The organism is Limnohabitans sp., from assembly GCF_036804465.1.
GTDB lineage: Bacteria > Pseudomonadota > Gammaproteobacteria > Burkholderiales > Burkholderiaceae_C > Limnohabitans.
This window is the reverse complement of record NZ_DAIRSK010000008.1, coordinates 54,417-73,112: the sequence shown is the minus strand read 5'-3', so window position 1 is coordinate 73,112 and position 18,696 is coordinate 54,417. Positions and strand designations below refer to the sequence as shown.

General features: G+C 56.8%; 20 protein-coding genes. 15 read left to right on the top strand and 5 right to left on the bottom strand.

From position 1 onward, the window contains the following. Positions 1 to 9: 9 nt before the first annotated feature. Positions 10 to 1,749 carry a flagellar hook-length control protein FliK gene (locus V7Q41_RS05900; protein WP_333844157.1) on the bottom strand — a complete coding sequence of 580 codons (1,740 nt, stop codon included), beginning with the start codon at positions 1,747 to 1,749 and terminating at the stop codon, positions 10 to 12. Positions 1,750 to 1,938: 189 nt separating this feature from the next. Between V7Q41_RS05900 and flhA the strand changes: the two genes are divergently transcribed. The 8 genes from flhA to V7Q41_RS05860 all read left to right on the top strand — a co-directional run bounded on the left by flhA (position 1,939) and on the right by V7Q41_RS05860 (position 10,408). Beyond that, positions 1,939 to 4,035, top strand: a complete 2,097-nt coding sequence (gene flhA, locus V7Q41_RS05895) for a flagellar biosynthesis protein FlhA (RefSeq protein WP_333844156.1) — start codon at positions 1,939 to 1,941, stop codon at positions 4,033 to 4,035. A gap of 38 nt (positions 4,036 to 4,073) precedes the next feature. Then, a complete protein-coding gene (locus tag V7Q41_RS05890) occupies positions 4,074 to 5,471 on the top strand; it encodes a hypothetical protein (protein WP_333844153.1) in 1,398 nt (465 codons plus the stop codon). Continuing rightward, entirely contained in the window at positions 5,464 to 6,291 is an 828-nt protein-coding gene (locus V7Q41_RS05885; protein WP_333844151.1) for a MinD/ParA family protein, read from the top strand. Before V7Q41_RS05890 ends, V7Q41_RS05885 begins: the two co-directional genes overlap by 8 nt. Beyond that, positions 6,288 to 7,046: an RNA polymerase sigma factor FliA gene (gene fliA, locus V7Q41_RS05880; protein ID WP_333844149.1), complete on the top strand. Its 759-nt coding sequence runs from the start codon at positions 6,288 to 6,290 to the stop codon at positions 7,044 to 7,046. The genes V7Q41_RS05885 and fliA overlap by 4 nt, the downstream gene beginning before the upstream one ends. Further along, on the top strand, positions 7,043 to 7,921 hold the full coding sequence (locus V7Q41_RS05875) for a hypothetical protein (protein ID WP_333844147.1): 879 nt from the start codon (positions 7,043 to 7,045) through the stop codon (positions 7,919 to 7,921). The genes fliA and V7Q41_RS05875 overlap by 4 nt, the downstream gene beginning before the upstream one ends. Before the next feature lie 76 nt (positions 7,922 to 7,997). Next, positions 7,998 to 8,420 carry a flagellar export chaperone FliS gene (gene fliS, locus V7Q41_RS05870; protein WP_333844144.1) on the top strand — a complete coding sequence of 141 codons (423 nt, stop codon included), beginning with the start codon at positions 7,998 to 8,000 and terminating at the stop codon, positions 8,418 to 8,420. 129 nt (positions 8,421 to 8,549) lie between these two features. After that, positions 8,550 to 9,410 (top strand): flagellar motor stator protein MotA, encoded by an 861-nt coding sequence (motA, locus tag V7Q41_RS05865; protein WP_333844142.1) that lies wholly within the window; start codon positions 8,550 to 8,552, stop codon positions 9,408 to 9,410. Then, positions 9,410 to 10,408: a flagellar motor protein MotB gene (locus tag V7Q41_RS05860; RefSeq protein WP_333844139.1), complete on the top strand. Its 999-nt coding sequence runs from the start codon at positions 9,410 to 9,412 to the stop codon at positions 10,406 to 10,408. The genes motA and V7Q41_RS05860 overlap by 1 nt, the downstream gene beginning before the upstream one ends. Before the next feature lie 9 nt (positions 10,409 to 10,417). Here V7Q41_RS05860 and V7Q41_RS05855 read toward each other — a convergent pair whose 3' ends face one another. Beyond that, a complete protein-coding gene (locus V7Q41_RS05855; RefSeq protein WP_333844135.1) occupies positions 10,418 to 11,518 on the bottom strand; it encodes a sigma-54 interaction domain-containing protein in 1,101 nt (366 codons plus the stop codon). 133 nt (positions 11,519 to 11,651) lie between these two features. On the opposite strand from V7Q41_RS05855, the gene V7Q41_RS05850 reads away from it, so the two are divergent. Genes V7Q41_RS05850 through V7Q41_RS05830 form a run of 5 tightly spaced genes read left to right on the top strand, consistent with a single transcriptional unit; the run spans position 11,652 to position 15,038 of the window. Next, positions 11,652 to 12,131 carry an LPP20 family lipoprotein gene (locus tag V7Q41_RS05850; RefSeq protein ID WP_333844133.1) on the top strand — a complete coding sequence of 160 codons (480 nt, stop codon included), beginning with the start codon at positions 11,652 to 11,654 and terminating at the stop codon, positions 12,129 to 12,131. A gap of 25 nt (positions 12,132 to 12,156) precedes the next feature. Continuing rightward, on the top strand, positions 12,157 to 13,233 hold the full coding sequence (locus tag V7Q41_RS05845) for a hypothetical protein (RefSeq protein ID WP_333844130.1): 1,077 nt from the start codon (positions 12,157 to 12,159) through the stop codon (positions 13,231 to 13,233). Positions 13,234 to 13,255: 22 nt separating this feature from the next. Then, complete coding sequence (locus V7Q41_RS05840; protein ID WP_333844128.1) at positions 13,256 to 13,657, top strand: type IV pilus assembly protein FimV; 402 nt, start codon at positions 13,256 to 13,258, stop codon at positions 13,655 to 13,657. An 8-nt stretch (positions 13,658 to 13,665) separates the two neighbouring features. Next, entirely contained in the window at positions 13,666 to 14,754 is a 1,089-nt protein-coding gene (locus V7Q41_RS05835) for a hypothetical protein (protein WP_333844126.1), read from the top strand. Continuing rightward, a complete protein-coding gene (locus tag V7Q41_RS05830) occupies positions 14,751 to 15,038 on the top strand; it encodes an EscU/YscU/HrcU family type III secretion system export apparatus switch protein (protein WP_333844123.1) in 288 nt (95 codons plus the stop codon). The genes V7Q41_RS05835 and V7Q41_RS05830 overlap by 4 nt, the downstream gene beginning before the upstream one ends. A 14-nt stretch (positions 15,039 to 15,052) precedes the next feature. Here the strand turns inward: V7Q41_RS05830 and V7Q41_RS05825 are convergent, their stop codons facing one another. From V7Q41_RS05825 to flgA, 3 genes are all read right to left on the bottom strand, one after another. Continuing rightward, positions 15,053 to 15,484, bottom strand: a complete 432-nt coding sequence (locus V7Q41_RS05825) for a flagellar protein FlgN (protein ID WP_333844121.1) — start codon at positions 15,482 to 15,484, stop codon at positions 15,053 to 15,055. A gap of 16 nt (positions 15,485 to 15,500) precedes the next feature. Then, positions 15,501 to 15,821, bottom strand: a complete 321-nt coding sequence (flgM, locus tag V7Q41_RS05820; RefSeq protein ID WP_333844118.1) for a flagellar biosynthesis anti-sigma factor FlgM — start codon at positions 15,819 to 15,821, stop codon at positions 15,501 to 15,503. Positions 15,822 to 15,938: 117 nt separating this feature from the next. Beyond that, on the bottom strand, positions 15,939 to 16,709 hold the full coding sequence (flgA, locus tag V7Q41_RS05815) for a flagellar basal body P-ring formation chaperone FlgA (RefSeq protein WP_333844115.1): 771 nt from the start codon (positions 16,707 to 16,709) through the stop codon (positions 15,939 to 15,941). A 102-nt stretch (positions 16,710 to 16,811) separates the two neighbouring features. On the opposite strand from flgA, the gene V7Q41_RS05810 reads away from it, so the two are divergent. Together V7Q41_RS05810 and flgB are read left to right on the top strand one after the other, a co-directional pair. After that, the gene (locus tag V7Q41_RS05810) at positions 16,812 to 17,996 is read left to right on the top strand and encodes a LysM peptidoglycan-binding domain-containing protein (RefSeq protein WP_333844114.1); all 1,185 of its coding nucleotides are present in this window, start codon (positions 16,812 to 16,814) and stop codon (positions 17,994 to 17,996) included. A gap of 310 nt (positions 17,997 to 18,306) precedes the next feature. Beyond that, positions 18,307 to 18,690 (top strand): flagellar basal body rod protein FlgB, encoded by a 384-nt coding sequence (gene flgB / locus V7Q41_RS05805; RefSeq protein WP_333844112.1) that lies wholly within the window; start codon positions 18,307 to 18,309, stop codon positions 18,688 to 18,690. Positions 18,691 to 18,696 lie beyond the last annotated feature (6 nt).

Sequence of the window (18,696 nt, the reverse complement as noted above, 5' to 3'; positions counted from 1 at the left end):
ACGTGTAATTTATGCATAAAGGTCCAGCGAGGACGCATGGGCCTTGTTGCGGGAAAGGGTGGTGCTGGAGACAGTGCCTGATTCGTTGTCTTGCGCAGTTGAATTGTCTCTAACTTGGGACGGCTTGGCCGCATGGCCAGAGCTGTTGTGAGGGTTGTTGCTACCGCCTTGGCCCACGTTGACGTGACCGGCATGAATGCCAAAGTTAGCAAGTGCCTCACGCAAACGTTGGCTGCTGTTTTGTAACAAGTCACGGGTGAGCGGGTTGTCGGCGCTGAACACAGCATCGAGCTTGCCATCTTTCATCTCGAGTTGAATTTCAACCCCGCCCAAATGAGAGGGGCGCAGCGCAAATTTCATTTTCCATTCGCCGTCGCTGAGCTGCTTGTGCATGCGCGCGGCCATCTCAGTGGCCATCTTGTCGCTGAGCTGGTCATAGACATCGCCCATATGGGCGGCTGTGGGTGCGGCGTTGGCAGAGGTGGCTGGGGCCGCGTTGTGGCTGCGGCTCAGGGCTTGGGCAAAGCTGCTCAAGTTGCTCCCTTCCTGGGAGGATTCCTGTTGTTGCTCTGTGTTGCTGTTGCCGCCTGCATCTTCAGAAAAGCGCGACAAAAGAGCACTCACGTCTTGCTCGTCCACGCCTGTGCCAAACAGCGACAACACATCGAGTGTGCTGGGCATGGGCGCTTCGGCGTTGCCAGTCTGGACGGGCATCACGGCGGCGGGCAAGACGGTGATTTGCAATTGTTGAATGGCTGCCATGTCGCTGGGCGTCAAGCCAGGTAAGGGGGGCGCCACCAAGGTGGTGGCAGCTGCTGCCAAGCCTGCGCCAGAAGCGGCCAAAGGGGCTTGAGCAGAGGCAGCCATGGCCGCCAGCTGGGTGGCTATGGCACTCTCAGCGTCGGGGGCCGTGTACTGATTCGCGCCTTCAAAACCTGCGCCCATCGCTGCATGCAAGGCGGTGGTGTTGGCAGCTAGGCCAGAAGTCAGGGGGGTGGCGTGAATGCCCGCGGCAGACGCCAGCAAGGTGGCAGCTGTGGCGGTGGTGGGTGTTTGGGTCAATAAGTTGTGAATGGTCGACTCATCCAAGCCCATGGACTTGGCAAAAGCAGCCAAGCTCTCAGGGCTAGGCGCTAGTTTGGGGTCGGTGATGATGTGCATGTGTGGGCTCAGTGCCACCGATTGCAGCGCGGTCGCGGTGGCAACGTTGGGAGCTTGTTGGGCGGCAACTGCGTTTGCAGCGTCTAAGCTGATAACGCTTGTGGCAACGCTTGTGGCAACGGGTGAGGGGAGTGCGATGGGTGCAACAGGTGCGCCTTGCATCAGGTCTTCTAGCAAGGCATCCACATCCATGCGTTGTGCTTTTTGGGCCGCCGCCTTGTTGCGCTGGTGTGCATGCTTGGCAGCTTGCGTGTCTGACGCATCGTCTGCAGCGGATTGATCTGCGCGCGTCTCGCGGGGTGCACGTTCTGAATCAGACCGTGCGTGGCGACGCGGGTCTTCGGCTGGGCGCGAATCTTGTGTGTGTTCTTCGGTGGGGGGCTGCTCGGGCCCATCAGCGGCAAAAGTTTGCCGCTCTTGGGGCACCAAGCGCTCCATTTGGCGCGCCATGACCTCAGCGAAATCAAACCCCAAACTGGCGCCCGCAGACGCGCCTGCACCAGAACGCGCGCCCAGTGGCGCCGTGTTTGGGCTGCTGTTTGGCACCAGCGGTGCGGGTGGCATTTGAAGGTAGTTGGACAGGTTCATGGTGGTCTTTAAACGAGTTTGCCATCGAGTTAAGCAAGAACCGTGACAGGTCAGTATTTGCCGCTCCCAGCGCAAGGGCTCATCAGTGTCAGTTTGACTTGGCACATCGTTTGCTTGGTGAACATGCCTCGACAATTTTTTCAAGGCAAAAAGCAATCTAAACGTTCCACTTCCAACTGGATTTCATCAATGAGCACTCTCACTCTGTCAACGATTCGACAGAACTTGTCGAAATTTGACCTCTCCGGACTCAGTATTCCGGTGGTGGTGCTCGTCATCATGGCGATGCTGGTCTTGCCATTGCCGCCGTTGTTGTTGGACTTTTTGTTTACTTTCAACATTCTTATTAGCTTGGTGGTGATCATGATCGCCATCGGTACCCGCAAACCGCTTGAGTTTTCATCCTTCCCCACCGTGTTGTTGTTTGCCACCATGTTGCGCTTGGCGCTGAACGTGGCCTCTACCCGTGTGATCTTGGTGGACGGCCACACAGGCCATGAAGCTGCTGGCAAAGTGGTCGCAGCCTTTGGTGAGTTCGTGATTGCGGGTAACTATGTGGTGGGCTTCATCATCTTCGCGATTTTGATGATCATCAACTTCATTGTGGTGACCAAAGGTGCAGGCCGCGTCTCTGAAGTGAATGCTCGTTTCACCTTGGACGCCATGCCGGGCAAACAAATGTCGATTGACGCCGATTTGAACGCTGGCGTGATCGACCAAGAAACCGCCAAGCTGCGCCGCGCTGAGCTGGCCCAAGAATCTGACTTCTTCGGCTCCATGGACGGTGCCTCCAAATTCGTGAGTGGTGACGCGATCGCTGGCTTGTTGATTTTGTTGATCAACTTGATCGGCGGCTTGATCATCGGTGTGGTCCAACATGACTTGCCCGTGGCTGAAGCTGGCAAGATTTACACCTTGCTCACCATTGGTGATGGCTTGGTGGCTCAAATTCCGTCGTTGTTGCTGTCACTGGCCACCGCCATCATCGTGACACGCGTCACGACCTCCGAATCCATCTCTGAGCAAGCCTCACTGCAATTGGCCAACCCCACAGCCTTGTTCATCTCGTCCGTGATTTTGTTGATCTTGGGCATGGTGCCTGGCATGCCACACCTCATGTTCATCACCTTGGCTTTGGCCTCTGCGGGTCTGGGCTTGATGATCGTCAGCCGTGACGCCCAAGAAGAGCAAGCCGAACAAGCCGTCAAAGATGCGGTGCCAGTTGAAGGCCCCAAAGAACTCGACTGGGACGATGTGGACCAAGTCGATCTGATTGGTTTGGAAATTGGCTACGGCCTGATCCCCTTGGTCAACGCCGAAACCGGTGGCGAGCTGATGACGCGCGTCAAAGGCGTGCGCAAAAAATTGTCAGCCGAGTTGGGCTTTTTGGTCCAGCCTGTGCGTATCCGTGACGACTTGAACATCGACCCTGACGCTTACAACATCGTGCTCAAAGGCGTGGTGCGGGGCAAGGGCGAAGTCAAAGTGGGCCGCGAGCTGGCCATCAATCCCGGCCATGTGTATGGTCAATTGGAAGGCATTCCCACGCGTGAGCCCGCATTTGGCCTAGAAGCCGTGTGGATTGAGCCATCACAACGCGACCAAGCCCGCACCCTTGGCTACACCGTGGTCGATGCGGCCACCGCCATCTCGACCCACCTCAACAAAGTGCTGCGCGAAAACGCCTCTGACATGTTGAGCCACGACGAAACCCAACAGCTGCTCGACAAGCTCGCGGCCAAGTCGCCCAAGATTGTGGAAGATTTGGTGCCAGGCAAGTTGTCCTTGGGCATCTTGACCCGCACCTTGCAAAACTTGTTGGCCGAATCGGTGTCGATCCGTGACATGCGCACCATTGCTGAAGCCTTGACCGAGGCCAGCACCCGCACGCAAGACCCCGAACAACTCACCGCCATGGTTCGCCCCAAGCTCGGGCGCATGATCATGCAAAGCCTGATCGACAGCGACAACGGCTTGCAAGTCATGACGCTAGAGCCATCGCTGGAGCAGCTGCTGCACAACGTCTTGCAGCAAAGCCAGCCTGGCCAAGCTGTGGTGATGGAGCCTGGCTTGTCTGAAAACTTATTTGCCGGTTTGCGCGAAGGCGCGCGCACCGTAGAAGAAATGGGTCACCCCGCTGTGTTGGTGGTGTCCCCTGTGATTCGTGGCTGGCTGTCTAAAGCCTCACGATTCCGCGTGAACGATTTGACTGTGCTGTCTTACAGCGAAATTCCGGATGATCAGGCCGTCAAAGTGATCTACACCGTAGACGCCAAAGCCCGATAACCCGCAAACCCATCACAAAGACAGAGTGAGCTGAACCTATGGAACTCAAACGCATCCTTGCCCGCGACATTCGCGCCGCCAACGAAAAGGCCGTGGCCCAATATGGCCCGGACGTGCTCGTCATCTCGAGCGGTCAGGTCAATGGCTTGACCGAGCTGATCGTGGCGGTGGACTTGGCCCCCCTCACGCCTGAGGAGGCTGATCCGTTTGTGAAAACCCAATACGCCAGCACCTCCAAGCCAAGTGGCAAATTTGATGTGTTGCTGGGCCAAACCATCGACCAAAACAAACGCGATGCCCGCGAGCGCCAAGCCACCCAAGTCGCCAAGCCGCTCGTGGAAATGGCGGCCAAGCCTGGCCAAGCGGCCAAGCCCAAAGCCAAGCCTTCTGTCAAAGCGACCACTCAGCCCGTAGAGGAGACCACCCAACGCGCCGCCGAAGAACACGACAGCCTGCGTGGGCGCGAAATCGTGGCCTTGGTGCGCGAAGAGCTCAACTCGCTGCGCCGCGAATTCAAACTCGGTCAACAAATGGCGGCTTGGCAGCACGGCGGCATGCCCTTGCCCCCTGCCATTGCGCCTTTGCGTGATGCCCTGAACGATGCACCCATCCCCGTCGCTTTGCGCGCCTTGCTGATCGACAACATCAAAGACCACCACAACATGGCCGACGCGCTGGGTGCTTTGAGCCGCCAATTGGCCCATTCTGTGGAACAAGAACAAGTGCAAACACCGGTGTCAGGCATCCATGCTTTGGCTGGCCCCTCGGGCGCTGGCAAGTCCATGATGGTGGCCCGCTTGGCCCAACACGCGGCGCAATTGCATGGCAGCGAACAAGTCATGGTCATCAGCTTCCAAGACCAGCGTGCTGGCGCTTGGAACCAAACCCAGTTGTTGTGCGCCCAATCAGGTGTGGACGCTTTCCGTGCCACCAACGCGTCGACCCTCAAGCTCTTGCTCGACGAACACACCAACCGCAAACTCATCTTGATTGACACCGCTGGTGTGCAAATGAACGAGCGTTTGGCTGAAATTCGGGCCTTTGATTTGAACGTGCAGTGCCATGCAGTGATTCCAGCCGACGCATCGGCCGCCAACATCCGCCGTGTCTTTGACAGCGTCGACAACGTCTGGGCCTCCTTGATGCTCAGCAAGCTCGACGAATCCACGCAACCCTGGGCTTTGTTGCAGTTCTTGATCGACAAGGCCTTGAGCGTCTCCGTCGCCAGCCACGGCGAGCGCACAGCAGACTTGGTGCAAGACGTGTCTTTGGCAGGTTTGGTGCAATGCGCGCTCGACAACTTGCCTTTGCCCGAAACCGAAGCACACCTTCAACTCAATGCCCGCGAAGCTGCCGTCAATGAGCTGGCGGCTTCCAAACTGGCACAGATTGCAGCCAAATTTAAAACCGAAACCACAGGCATGACCCATGAGTAATTCACGCAGAACAGAAGTCATCGGCATTGCCAGCGGTAAAGGTGGCGTGGGTAAAACCACCACCTCTATCAACTTGGCGGTGGCGCTCACGCAACTGGGCCACAGCGTCATGCTGTTTGACGCCGATCTTGGTTTGGCCAACGCACAAATTGCCTTGGGCGCTCGCGCCGAATACAACTTAGGCCACTTCCTCGCAGGTCAAAAAACCCTGCAAGAAATTCTCATCACCACCCGCCAAGGCGTGAAGCTGATTCCAGGTGCCTCGGGCATGCAAGAGTTGGCGGGCCTCAGCGACCTCCAAGCAGCCAGCATCGTGCAGTCGTTTGGTGTGTTGGCCGACGACGTGGACTATTTGATCGTCGACGTGGCCGCAGGCATTTCGCCATCCGTGTTGTCGTTCTTGGCCGCATGCCAGCGCCGATTCATCGTGGTCAAAGACGATCCATCGTCCATTGCGGACGCCTACGGCACCATCAAGATCTTGAGCAAAGAGATGGGGTTGGATGAAATCTACCTCTTGCCCAACATGGTCAAAAGCCAGTCCGAAGGCTGGAAGTTGTATAAAAAACTCAACGACGTCTGTGTGCGTTTCTTGGGTGAGTCGGTGCACTACCTCACCTCGATCGAAGACGACGAGATGGTGTTGCGCGCACTCAAAAAATACCAGTCGGTGATGGAACTTGCCCCTGGCACAGCCGCTGCTCGTGATTACATGCGCTTAGCCGAGGCATGCACACACTTGCGATCTATTGACCACCCCTCGGGCGGTCTGCAATTTTTCATGGAGCGACTGATGCAAAACAGTTCGTCTGAGACATGAGAGCACTATCACCTATCGAAATGTACGGTTCTTGCAAGCCCAAGGGCGAGGACTTGGTCATGGCCCATTTGGGACTGGTCAAACGCGTGGCCTTACACTTGAAGGCCCGTATTCCCGCCTTCATGGAGCTCGACGAACTCATTCAAGTTGGCATGATTGGCTTGCTCGAAGCTTCGCGCGCCTTCGATCCTGTCAAAGGCATTGAGTTTGAAAACTTCGCTCACAGCCGTGTGCGCGGTGCCATGTTGGACGAGGTGCGACGCCTGTCGTTTCTTCCTCGCTCGGCCGTGGCCTTCAACAAAGAACACAACACCACGGTACACGCTTTGGCAGCCGAGTTGGGCCGCACGCCCACCCAAGCCGAAATTGCTGAGTACATGGGCAAAGACTTGGAAGAGTTTCACCGTGAGCGTGGCAAAGCCAAACGCTTCGAGACCTATTCCATGGAAGTGGTCACCGAAGAGGTCATGTCCATTGCCGACGACAGCTCGCAGCAACCCGAAGTGATTGTGGAAGAGGCGCAGTTCATGGACGCCGTGACCGACGCCATTGCCCAATTGCCCGAGCGCGAACAGCTCGTCATGCAGCTCTACTACGTGGAAGAGTTCAACCTCAAAGAAATTGGCGAAACCTTGGGCGTCAGCGAGTCGCGCGTGAGCCAAATTTTGTCGTCTGTGGTCAAAAAACTGCGAGGCACCCTCAAAGTGGGTGATGCCTCTTCAACCGAGAAGGTCGAGACAAGGAGACGCGCATGAGTAATTTCATGATGAACATGATCTCTTGGGTCTTGTTGCTCTTGGTCATCTTGACGCTCTACCTCATCGACAAGGTCAATCACTTGGCCAAGATGTACGAGGCGCCTCAACCTGACAACCAAGGCACGTCCGGTATGTTGGGCATGTCAGAGTCAGAACCAGAAATCCCTGGCGACCTGTTGTTTTCTGGCCTAGAGGGCAAAAAGCTCTGGGACGCCATGAATGGCAAACAAGTCGAGGGCTTTGACGCCAGCATGATCGAGGCTTTGCGTCCCCACTACGAACCCATTTTGCGTGAACACATCACGGCCACCTTCAAAGACGGCCTAGAAGAGGTGGGCGGCGACGAAAGCAAAGTGCCCAGCTCGATGCGCAAAATCTCCACCGCCCGTGGCTTCATCCAGTCTTGGTTGCCGCCGCAGCATTTGGGCAGTATTTACCGCTCAGCCTTGGAGTTTGCGGGCAGCTATGCCAACGACCCCAACCCTGATGTGCTGGTGCGTTTGAAGCAAACGGTGGACAGCGTGGTGGACATGCTCTACCAACGCGTGGGCATCACCAACGAAGTTCCATTTTCCGAGTTCTTATTTGAGGACGTTCCCGTGGCCGATGCGTCAGACACCAAAGACACCATGCTGGCCTTGACCGATCAGACCGCCAAGGCAGAGGTGCTGGGTGACGGCTTGCTAGAAGACAGCATGTCGCGTCAACTCACGCCCGAAGAACTGGCCCAGGGCCGCGAGCAAGTGCAAGCCTATGAAGACGCACAGCGGCAAGAAGTTGCCGCTGAGACAGTCGAGGCGGTCATGCTGGCAGAGCCAATGGCTGCGGCCTTGCCGCAAGAGACGAGTGACGCTGAAGTCAAGCCTGTTTAAGATGAATCCAGCTCAAGTTTGCGCAGACTCTTCCGATACTGCTGGTGTACGTTAAGAAACACCCAGGAGTTATCAGATGCGAGCCAATTCACGAGCCATTCAAAGTTACGGCGATGTCAAAGTCGGCAGCGGTGTTGCCTCGGCCAACAATGTGCAATTGATTCAAATGTTGTTTGATGGGTTGCTGGAGAGTTTGTCTTCGGCACGTGGCCATATCCAGCACAAAAATATTTCTGAAAAATCCAAAGCCATTGCACGCGCCAGCCGCATCGTGATTGGCCTGCAAGGCGCTTTGGATTTTGAAAAAGGTGGCGATCTGGCCAACAACCTCAATGAGTTGTACAGCTATGTGACCCGCCGCTTGTTTCATGCCAATGCCCACAATGATTTGGCGGCTTTGGACGAGATTCATGGTTTGATGCGCGAAATTCGCGACGCTTGGGATGGCATGCCATCTCTGGTGCCAGCGAGTAACCGACCTGCCAGCATGATGAACTGATAACGCTTTTCTGTTTTTCAGCAGAATTGCCTTATTTATCAGTTAATCTTGCAGACTGTTTGGGACAATTTTTAGGCGCATCCAAGTTCATAGACTTGGGTGCGCCAAACTGCTTGGGGAGAGCGTGAGATGTCAGCAATTATTGGTTTGGTCGTTCTGTTCATTTGCGTGTTCGGTGGTTTTGTGATCGCCGGCGGCAGCATGGCGCCCATTATCAAAGCCACCCCATTCGAGATGTTCATCATTGGTGGTGCTGGCGTGGGTGGCATGATCACCGGCAACTCAGGCGCCATCTTCAAAGGCGCTTGGGGCGGCATGGGGCGTGTGCTCAAGGGGCCACGCTACAAAAAGGACGACTACATCGCCATCATCGCGGTCATTGCCAAACTGATGAAAACACTCAAGGCCGAAGGCGCTGTGGCGATGGAATCTCATGTGGAGAACCCCGAGGCCAGTGCCATTTTTGGGGAATGTCCCAAAATGCTGGCCGACCATGGCTTGGTGGGATTGATTTGCGACACCATCCGTTTGATGGTGGTGTCCTCTGGCACCTTGAGCCCTTATGCGGTGGAAGACGTGATGACCACCTCGATCAAGCACCACCACCACAGCGAAATGCAAAACGCAGATGCCATCTCTACCCTCGCAGGCGCATTGCCCGCGCTGGGTATTGTGGCCTGCGTGTTGGGCGTGGTGAAGACCATGGGCGCGATTGACCAGCCACCGCCTGTGCTGGGCGCCTTGATTGGTGGCGCGTTGGTGGGAACGTTCTTGGGCGTGTTCTTGGCTTACGGTATTTTTGAGCCCTTTGGCAAGCGCTTGGTACAGATCATTGACGAAGACAGCGAGTGCATGAAAGTGGCTCAGCAAGTCATCATTGGCAACATGCATGGCTACCCCGTTCCTCTGATCATTGAAGGGGCCCGGGTGTGTATCAACCACCATCAGCAGCCTACCTTTGGCGAACTCTTTGACGCGCTGAGGAAATAATGGCTACCGAACAAGACGAGGCCGCCGCCGCACAAGCGGCTGCCGCAGCGGGCGAAACAGACAAAGCCGACAAAGACAAAGAGGCTGCCCCTGCGCCCGTCATCATCATCAAGAAAATCATTGATGAAGGTCACGGCGGTGCTCACGGTGGTGCTTGGAAGATTGCGTTGGCCGACATGATGACGGCCATGATGGCCTTCTTCTTGTTGATGTGGCTGTTGGGCGCGTCCAACGCAGACCAGCGCAAAAGCATTGCCGACTATTTCAAACCCACCTCACAAAGTTTGGTGGCCATTGGTCAACTCGCGGGCTCCAACGGTGTGTTGGGTGGCCGATCCATCATTGACCCCGATGGCTTTCCGTTTGCAGCCAAGCAAACAGGTCTTTTGGAACGCTTGACCCCGCGCTCAGAAGGTGGCCCCAACCCCAGCACTGACCCGGGCAAAGAAAACGACAACCCCTACTCAGACCCTGACAAGCTCACGCCTGAGCAGAAAAAAGAAATTGCTGCCGCACAAGAAAAAGCTGACTTTGACAAACTCGAAAAAGAGATTGAACAAAAGCTCTCAGAAAACAAAAAACTGGCGGGCCTGAAGGACCAAGTGGCGGTCACCCGTGACAAACAGGGACTGCGCATTGAGATCATCGACAAAGCCGACTTTGCCATGTTCCCCAGCGGCGGCATGAGCATGCAGGGCAAGGCGGCCAGCTTGATCAGTGAAATTGCCGCCTCGTTGGCGGACATGCCCAACAAGATTGCCATTCGTGGCCACACCGACAGCGTGCCCTTCAACAACAAAGAAGGCCGCAACAACTGGTCTTTGTCTGCTGAGCGCGCAGAAGTGACCCGTGCTTTGCTAGAAAAGAGCGGCATCAGGGAAAGTCGATTCGCCCGCATTGAGGGTGTGGCTGACACCGACCCGTTCAATCCCAAAGACCCTCGCGACCCTCGTAACCGTCGCATGAGCATCACGGTGCTCTACAACGACCCAGACTAAACGCGTGGCCTAAGCCGCAGGCCGCAGCTCGTACTTGTTGATCTTTTCAATCAAGGTGGTGCGCTGCAAATTCAGCAGCTTGGCGGTGCGTGACACGTTGCCAGAGTTGCGGCTCAGCGCTTGTTCGATGATGCTGCGCTCAATTTGCGCCATGCGTTCTTTGAGCGACAAGCCTTCGGGCGGCAACTGCGGCATGCCTTGCGCCAACATGATCAGACCCTCAATCTCGTTGTCCTCGTCCTGTGACTCGTCGCCCATCTCGGCCAGCACCTCGGGCGGTGGCGTCATTTCCATCTTGGCCAGCAAAGGCGCTTGCGCTTGCAGCTCGGCTTGCGCAGACACCAAACCTTTGGGCAGCAGGGTGGGGGGGATGGCGCGCAAGTCCAACTCTTGGCCTGCGTACAAGGTGCTGAAGCGGTCCACCACGTTGGAGAGTTCACGCACATTGCCTGGCCAAGGGTACTTTTGCAAAGCCGCCATGAAGTCGGGTTTGAAGCGAATCGGCTGCTTGCCAAAGTTGGCGCATTTTTTAGCAAAAAAAGCCAACAACTCGACCACATCTGTGTTGCGTTCACGCAACGGAGGTGTCACCATGGGCAACACATTGAGGCGGTAGTACAAGTCTTCGCGGAACCGACCAGCGGCTATTTCGGTTTCTAAATCACGGTGCGTCGCTGCCACCACACGCACATCCACCTCCACTTGGCGGGTGCCGCCAATCGGGTCGACGGTGCGTTCTTGCAACACGCGTAGCAACTTGACCTGCATGTCCAGCGACATGTCGCCAATTTCATCCAAAAAGATGGTGCCGCCGTGCGCCAGCTCAAATCGACCAATGCGGTCCGCCACAGCCCCCGTGAAAGCGCCCTTGCGGTGGCCAAACAGCTCGCTTTCCAACAAATCCTTGGGGATGGCTGCGCAGTTGATGGGAACAAAGTTGGCACCGCAGCGCTCCGATTGCTCGTGCAAAAGCCGAGCCAACAGCTCTTTGCCTGTGCCGCTTTCACCCGTGATCATCACAGTGGCGTTGGAGTTGGCCATCGTGGCCACCAATTGGCGCAAGGTAGCAGCTGACTCGCTAGAGCCAATAAAGTGTGTGGTGGGCTTCATGTCAAAAATTCCTACAGATCATTGTCGATGACAAAAAATCTTTCACAAGACAGAAAAAGTATTCGTATTTCAAATTGTTAAAGGTGCAAGGTTCTGTGCCGAATCAAAGGGGAGACCTCTCAAGGACACAGACATGAACCGCACCACCCTTTGGGCTGTCACAGCCTCCGCACTTTTGTTGAGCGCTTGCGCCAACACGCCACCGCCCATGCAGACGCAAGTTCGCGTGGAGGAGAGCGCCAGCATGATCACGCCCATGACCCAAAAGCGTGAGACCTTGGTGGCCACAGGCTATGCGGTCATTAGCATTCAAAACCACCGTAATGCATCCCAACAACGGTTGCTGGCCATCCGCGCCTCCAAACTTGACGCCTACCGCGCCTTGACAGAGCAGGTCTATGGCCAACAGCTCGATGCCAGCACCACCGTGGCTGACATGACCGTGATGAGTGACACGTTCCGTGCCCGCGTGGAAGGCGTCATCTACGGCGCAGTGTTGGTCAGCATCACCCCGGTGGGTGACGACACATATGAGACCACCTTGTCCTTGGACCGCAACTTGGTCAGTGATTTGCGCGCCTTGTACATTGCCAGCCTGAGCCAAAAGCGCTAAGCGCCCATTGAGAAAGAATGCGCGTATGTGGACTTTGTCACGCCAGCACCTCTGCCTTGTGGCCGTTTGGTTGGTGGGAGCGGGTGTCAATGTTTCAGTGGCCGCTGACTTGAGTAGCGAAGAGCGGCTGCAGGCCATTCGCAGCGCCATGGTGGACGCCGCCATGAAGTCCAACACCCGCGTCAGCGCCAACAGCTGGATGGAGAGCGACGGCAAGCTGCGCGAGCTCAACCGCTTTTCATCTGAAATCAAGCTGCGCGATTTGCAGATGCCCCAATTCACCCGCGATGCGGGCACACAACCACAGGCTGAGTTGGCCGTCACGAACACCGTAGAGGCCGTGCAACCTGACCGCTGCGAAGCGCCTCAGGCCAAAGCCCCTTTGCGTCACGTCATGACCCTGGGCCTGGACTTGTCTGCAGTCTTGGCCCCCGCGCAGCGCTACCAAGCGCAGCAACTTGGGTTGGTGGCGCGCACGCGTTTGTTGCAAGCCGCTGCCCGCTCTGAGCGATGGCGCCTCATCAGCACCTCAGCACAGACGCGAACCTATGACCGATTGATTCACGGCCAAGGCGAAGAGCATGTGCAATGGCACGCCCAACTCACCGTCACGCCTGTCCCTTGGGCGGGGGGGGCTGATGACTTGTCGTCGTTTGGTTTGACCCTGCAAGTCAGTGGCCCGGGCCCACGACAAGGCTGGTTCACCGCACAAGAGCTGGTGCTGCCCAGCGTGTCCGTCCAAACCCACGGCACCCCCAAAGTGGGCGCTGACACCCATGCCGCCATTGCCCGCGCCGTGGCTGCCATGGCCAGCCTGCTTGACAAACAACTGGCCTGCGAGCCGCAAACTTTTTCGGTTGAGCAATCCAACGGTCGCTTGTCCCTGAATGCGGGTAGCAACGCGGGCTTGCGTGTGGGAGACAGGCTCATGATTGCCGACCCTGCCGTCTTGCCACGTCACACGCTAGAACCAGGGGCACTTGACGCCGCCGTGTTGGCCGAAGTTAAATCGGTCACGCTCTACCAAGCCGAAATCAAACAAGTGGCGGGCCGCAAACAAAAATTCAATGGGGCCTGGGTTGCTTGGCCCTATACCTACTAATCAATTGACGGGAGAACCGACCATGATCACGCTTATCACTTCCGTTCGCGCTTGGGCTTGCTGCCTGGTCTTCGCGATCCCTGCCTTGGCAATGGCTGCCAGCCCAGCCGTGCGCGGCACCTACAAAGTGGAGACAGGGGACACCTTGGACAAAGTCATCCGCAAAACCATGCCCGACAGCCCTTTGCGAATCGACATTTTGCGCAACGCCTTTGTGCAGCAAAACCCCCAAGCCTTCACCAAATCGCCTCCGCGCGCGTTGGTGGCTGGGGCCGTGCTCAATGTGCCCAGCCACGATGACTTGTTGCGCACCCACCTCGTGGCGGGTCAAGCCATGGGCAGCAGTGGTGTGCAGCGTGGCGGTGGTTATTCCACGGCAGACATGAACATGAACGAGCGCAAAAACTGGGTGCGCTTTCCCTAAGTTCCAGCATGGCCATCTTGGGTCCTGAAGGCGTCCACGCCATCACGCGCACGGCGCCTGTCCACATGGACATGCGCATCGCTTATGTGGAGGCGCCCGTGGCCCGCCAACTGGGTTTGCACGACGGACAAGTGGTGCAAGCCACTGCCACCGTGGTGAACCAACAGCTCAAGCTCGCGCTCAACGAACACATCTTCAACCTACCCCTGCAGCCCTACATCAAAGAGGGCGACTTGGTGCAGCTGCGCGCCCAGATGCTGCCGGCAGGCAAGTGGGTGCTGCAGCTCTTGCACTCAGGTCACTTTGCGGGGCCAGACGCAGCGCCAGCGGGCATGCCCACGCGCTTGAACACCTTGCTGTTTCAGCCACCTGGCTTTGCCAATTTGCTGAGTTTGTTGCGACCTGGGGTGTTGGAGGCTTTGATTCCGCCTGTCGTGGATGCAGCCGAATTGAAAAAACGCATCCAAGCCCAGCGCCTGAGCATGGGCAGCTTGCAGCCCCAGGCCTTCAAGCGCTTCATCTTGGGCCACACCAAACCCAGCGAAGTCAGCTTGGCCGACGGCGAGCCCGTGGCCGACAACACCAAAGTGCTGCTGCGCTTGCTCATGGCTGAGCGTCAACGCGTGCAAGAACATGACAGTGTTGAGACCCAAGACAGCCTCAAGCACGCGTTGGATGAATTGGAAGCTGCGCAAGTGCAAGCAGGCCAAACCATCCACAAAGGCGACTTGCACTTTGGCTTGGTCATCCCCTTTCGGGATGCCGACCCCGTGGAGTTGGAATTCGAGCAAAAAGGCAACAAGCCTGGCCAGCCCAAAAACCCCTTCGTGGTGAATATGCACACCAACAGCCGCGTGCTGGGCGAAGTGTGGCTCAAAACCACCATCAGCCCCAACGCGCAGGTCGACCTGACGATGTGGGCCTTGCGCAAAGATGTGGCTGACCTGGCCAAGTTCAACGCGTCTGACTTGACCGACGAGCTCGAAAGTGCAGGCCTGCACATGGGGAGTTTTCAGGTCTACAACGCACCGCGCCCCGACGCGCTGCAAGACCTGCCGCCGCCTGAACACGGCAGACTGATTGACACCCGCGTATGACCGACAAGCACTACATGCAAGCGGTGGCCTTGGAATATGGTCGCAACAAATCGCCCGTGCTGTCGGCCAAAGGGGACGACGAGCTGGCGCGTCGCATCGTGGCTGAAGCTAAAAAACAGGGCGTCTATGTGGCCGAAGACCCACGTCTGCTAGCCATGCTCAGCCGACTCGATGTAGGCCAAGAAATTCCAGAGGAGATGTTCACCGCGGTGGCCGTGATTTTGGCGTGGGTGTATTGGCTCAAGGGCATGCAGCCCGGGGATGAAAAGCCCAAACAGGCTTAGCGGCTTGATCGCTTTTAGGCGTCTGCGTAGCCGCGGCCCATGCTGCCGCGTCGCGTGCGCGAGACTTTGCCTAGGCGGTCGTAAATTTCAACCGAGCTGGCGGGGTCTTGTACTTGCAAACTTTGCAGGGCGCCACGGATGGCGTCAATTTTTCGAACAATCAGCACTTCGTTGCGGCGATGCATGTCGCGGCAATGGGCCATCTGCTCTTTGAACCCGTCCCACTCGGGGCCAAGCGCGTCCGCGGACTCGGGGCCGTGAATGCCAGCGAGCTGCGCGAGCTGCCCGAGCAGCTCGTTTTTGGAGGCTTGTGACGCTTCGAAGGCGTCAAGGTTTTGCACCTTCAAGTGCTCGAACTCAAGTTCGAGCATGTCTTGCAGTGTTTGCGCCAAAGCCAAGGCTTGCTCCAGGTTGGAGCCCTCCAAAGCCGTGACGTGGGTGGTCATTTCGGTCAAGTGCCGATCAGTTCGAAATCATTTTTTCGAGGGCCACAAAGTTTTCGGCAATGCGGCGCGGGTTCACAGGGTAGTTGCCTTCCTTGATCGCCTGCTTAATGGCTTCAACTTTGGAACGATCGAAGTCTGGCTGTGCCTTGACTTGTTGGGCAACGTTGCTCAAGCTCACTTTATCTGCTCCTGCTGAAGCTGTTTTCTCCAGCGATGGTGCCAGCTCTTCTTTGGCTTGCGCGGCAGAAGGGCCACGTTTTTCGACGTTGTCGATGCTGTTGCGAAGCACAGCGTTCGATTGCGTCATACGGCCGTAATTTGAAATTGCGTCATTCATGATGTTCTCACTTTCTCTAACCTGTGATTCAGGTCAAAACTTTTTCACAACAGTTCAATCGACCCCAAATTTTAGAACTTGAGGGCTTTTTTTGAATTAATTTTTAAATACCACTTTTCACCTCAGTTTCGCGGCATTCGGTCCAGTGATCACGCCATACAGTGATCGACCCGACTCGACATTTTTTAAGCGAATTTGTTCACCTAAACCACCTTCTTGCAAAGCTTCCGCACGCATGGTGATAGAAAAACCTTGCCCTTCACCCGCGGTGACCTGCACCTCATGCCCGCGTTTGACCAAGATGGCGTTTTTCACGTCATACGAGCGAAGCGGGGTGTTGGGTACCAGGTCACGCACCAGCTCCATATTTTTGATCAATTTGGCATCAGAAATGATTTGGTTTTCCATGCCCGCTGCGGGCATCTCGGCAGAGTTGAACATGGCGGGCGTGATGACCGTGCCACGCTTGAGCAACTCTTTGGACACCAGCACCTTGTGCAACACAGGGGCGGGGGCGTTGGCGCGGTTGGGCGGCGCGAAGGCTTGAGCCGAGTTCAGGTTGACGAAAAGCTGCCACACTGGTTGTGCACAGCGCACGCGGATGGCGGGTTGGTTGGGAAACGGGTGCTCAAACTGCATGGTTTGTTGACAGCTTTGCACCGTGATGCGGGGGTCTACAGGCACCACTTGCACCTGTTTGCCCTGAAAAGAAGGGTGGTTGGCAGCCCATTGCAGGGCTTGTTTTTGCAACACCTCAAAAGCCGTGTCTGTTGCCACCGAATCGGCCGCAAACCCAAGCTGGGCCTGGCTTAGCACGCACACGCCCAGCCACAAACCCCAGCGCTTCAAGCGTGGCGTGTCGGCATTTTTTAGGCACGGCATTTGCATAGTCATAAGGGTCGGTGTGGAAGTTTTGACATCAGTTCAGACCCAAGCCTTCATGCAAGAACGAAGCCAACTTTTAAAACGGACCGACTGAACGGAGCCTTCATGCGACTCGACCCGTCTTCAAACCCCCAGGTGACTAACGCCGACGCCACCGGCATGCCCAAGCTGCCACGCAGTCAGCTGGCCTTCGCCCGCACGGCCCCCGCGTTCACGCGTGCCATGGCCAGTGCCAATCAAAATGGCGCATTGCAAAATGGTGCATTGGCTCCCGAGGGCAGCACACCCACCTGGAGCACCTCGGTGCGTTCAGGCCAAACCTTGACTGGCATCGTGCGCGAGCAAATGGCCGCGCGTGGTGTGAACATTTCTAACAACGAGGCCATGCGCTTGGCACAAAGCGTGGCCCGTTCCAACAACATCAGCAATGCCGACATGATCCACCCAGGTCAAAAGTTGAACTTGGATGGGCTGAACCTTCCTTTGCAACAAGCCCAGGCCGTGAACCAAGCCATTGCCGCCAACAAGGCAGCCGCTGCGATGGCGGCGACCACGCCCGCTGTCACGCCTGCGGCCAACGTCAACACACTCAACACCAACACCGCCATGGCCAACACTGCTTTGGCGGGCACAGCCCAAGTGCAGTTGCTCACCCGATCAGACCGCAGTGGCCATGTGGTGCTGGAGAAAACCATTGACCGCGCGATTGAAAAAGGCTTCATCCCCGCGCAAGACAAACAAGCGGTGATGAACAAAATTGTGCAGCTCTCGCAAGAGCACCGCTTTGCCCCCGATGACTTTGCGCGCCTCACCCTGATGGAGAGCGATGGCATGAACCCCAAAGCGTCCAACAGCCGTTGCCACGGCATCATCCAGTTTTGCGACGGCCCCGACCGAGGTGCCGCCAGCGCGGGTTTTGGCGCCAACCCCAAAGCCATTTTGGGCCACAGCGTGTTGAAGCAGCTCGACATGGTGGGCAAGTACTTTGACGACACGGGCCTGAAAAACTTCGGCCCTGTGGGTCTGGATGATTTGTATTTAACTGTGCTCACACCTGCCGCTCGCAATGAAACGCGGCCCAACGCGGCTCTGAACATTCAAGGCCAGCAAGCGGCTTACTTGCATGTGAACCGCGACGTGCGTGCGCCCATCACGCGTAATTCGATTTTGGCGGGTTTGCACCAAAACGCCAACGAACGTTTGGGCACTGACGTCGCGCAGCGTCCGTCGTTGCAGGCGGCACGTTTGAGTGCTTATGCGGCGCAGGCGGCGGTGTCGGAAGTTCGTTGATTTTCTGCCTACGGCGCGAGTGGCTGGGTGTGTGGCCCTCCTCATGCTGCAAGCAGAAATCGTCGGGTCCACACACCCAGCCACTCACGCCGTAGGCAGAAATCGTCGTGGCCGCACACCCAGCCACTCGCGCCGTAGGTAGCAATCATCGTGGCCACACACCCAGCCACTCGCGCTGCGTCGTGACTGGTTGGTATGAGCGGCAAACAATTGCCGCTGTTGCCGTCAAAACACCGTGGCACGGCTCTTGCATAAATCGACACGAGGTCTCTTCACTTGAGGCCATGTGTCAACAAACAGGAGTCTTGCCATGGACGTTTTTAAATCAGCCTTTGGAATTCACGAGCGTGCGCTTGGCGTGAGAAGCCAACGCATGGAAGTGCTGGCGCGCAACATCGCCAACGCCGACACGCCTAACTACAAAGCACAAGACGTCGATTTCAAGGCCATGCTCAAAGACGTCAAGACTGAATATTTGACGGCGACCAATGACAAGCATTACGCGGGCATTCAAGAAGGCCCGGACAACGGTATGCGATTTCGCACCCCATTCAACAGCTCATTCGACGGCAACACCGTTGAGATGAACGTCGAGCAAGCTCAGTACGGTAAAGCGGCCAGCGATTACCAAGCGACCTTGCAATTTTTAGAAAACCGCATTGGTGGCCTTCGCAAAGCCCTGCGCGGGGAGTAACCGATC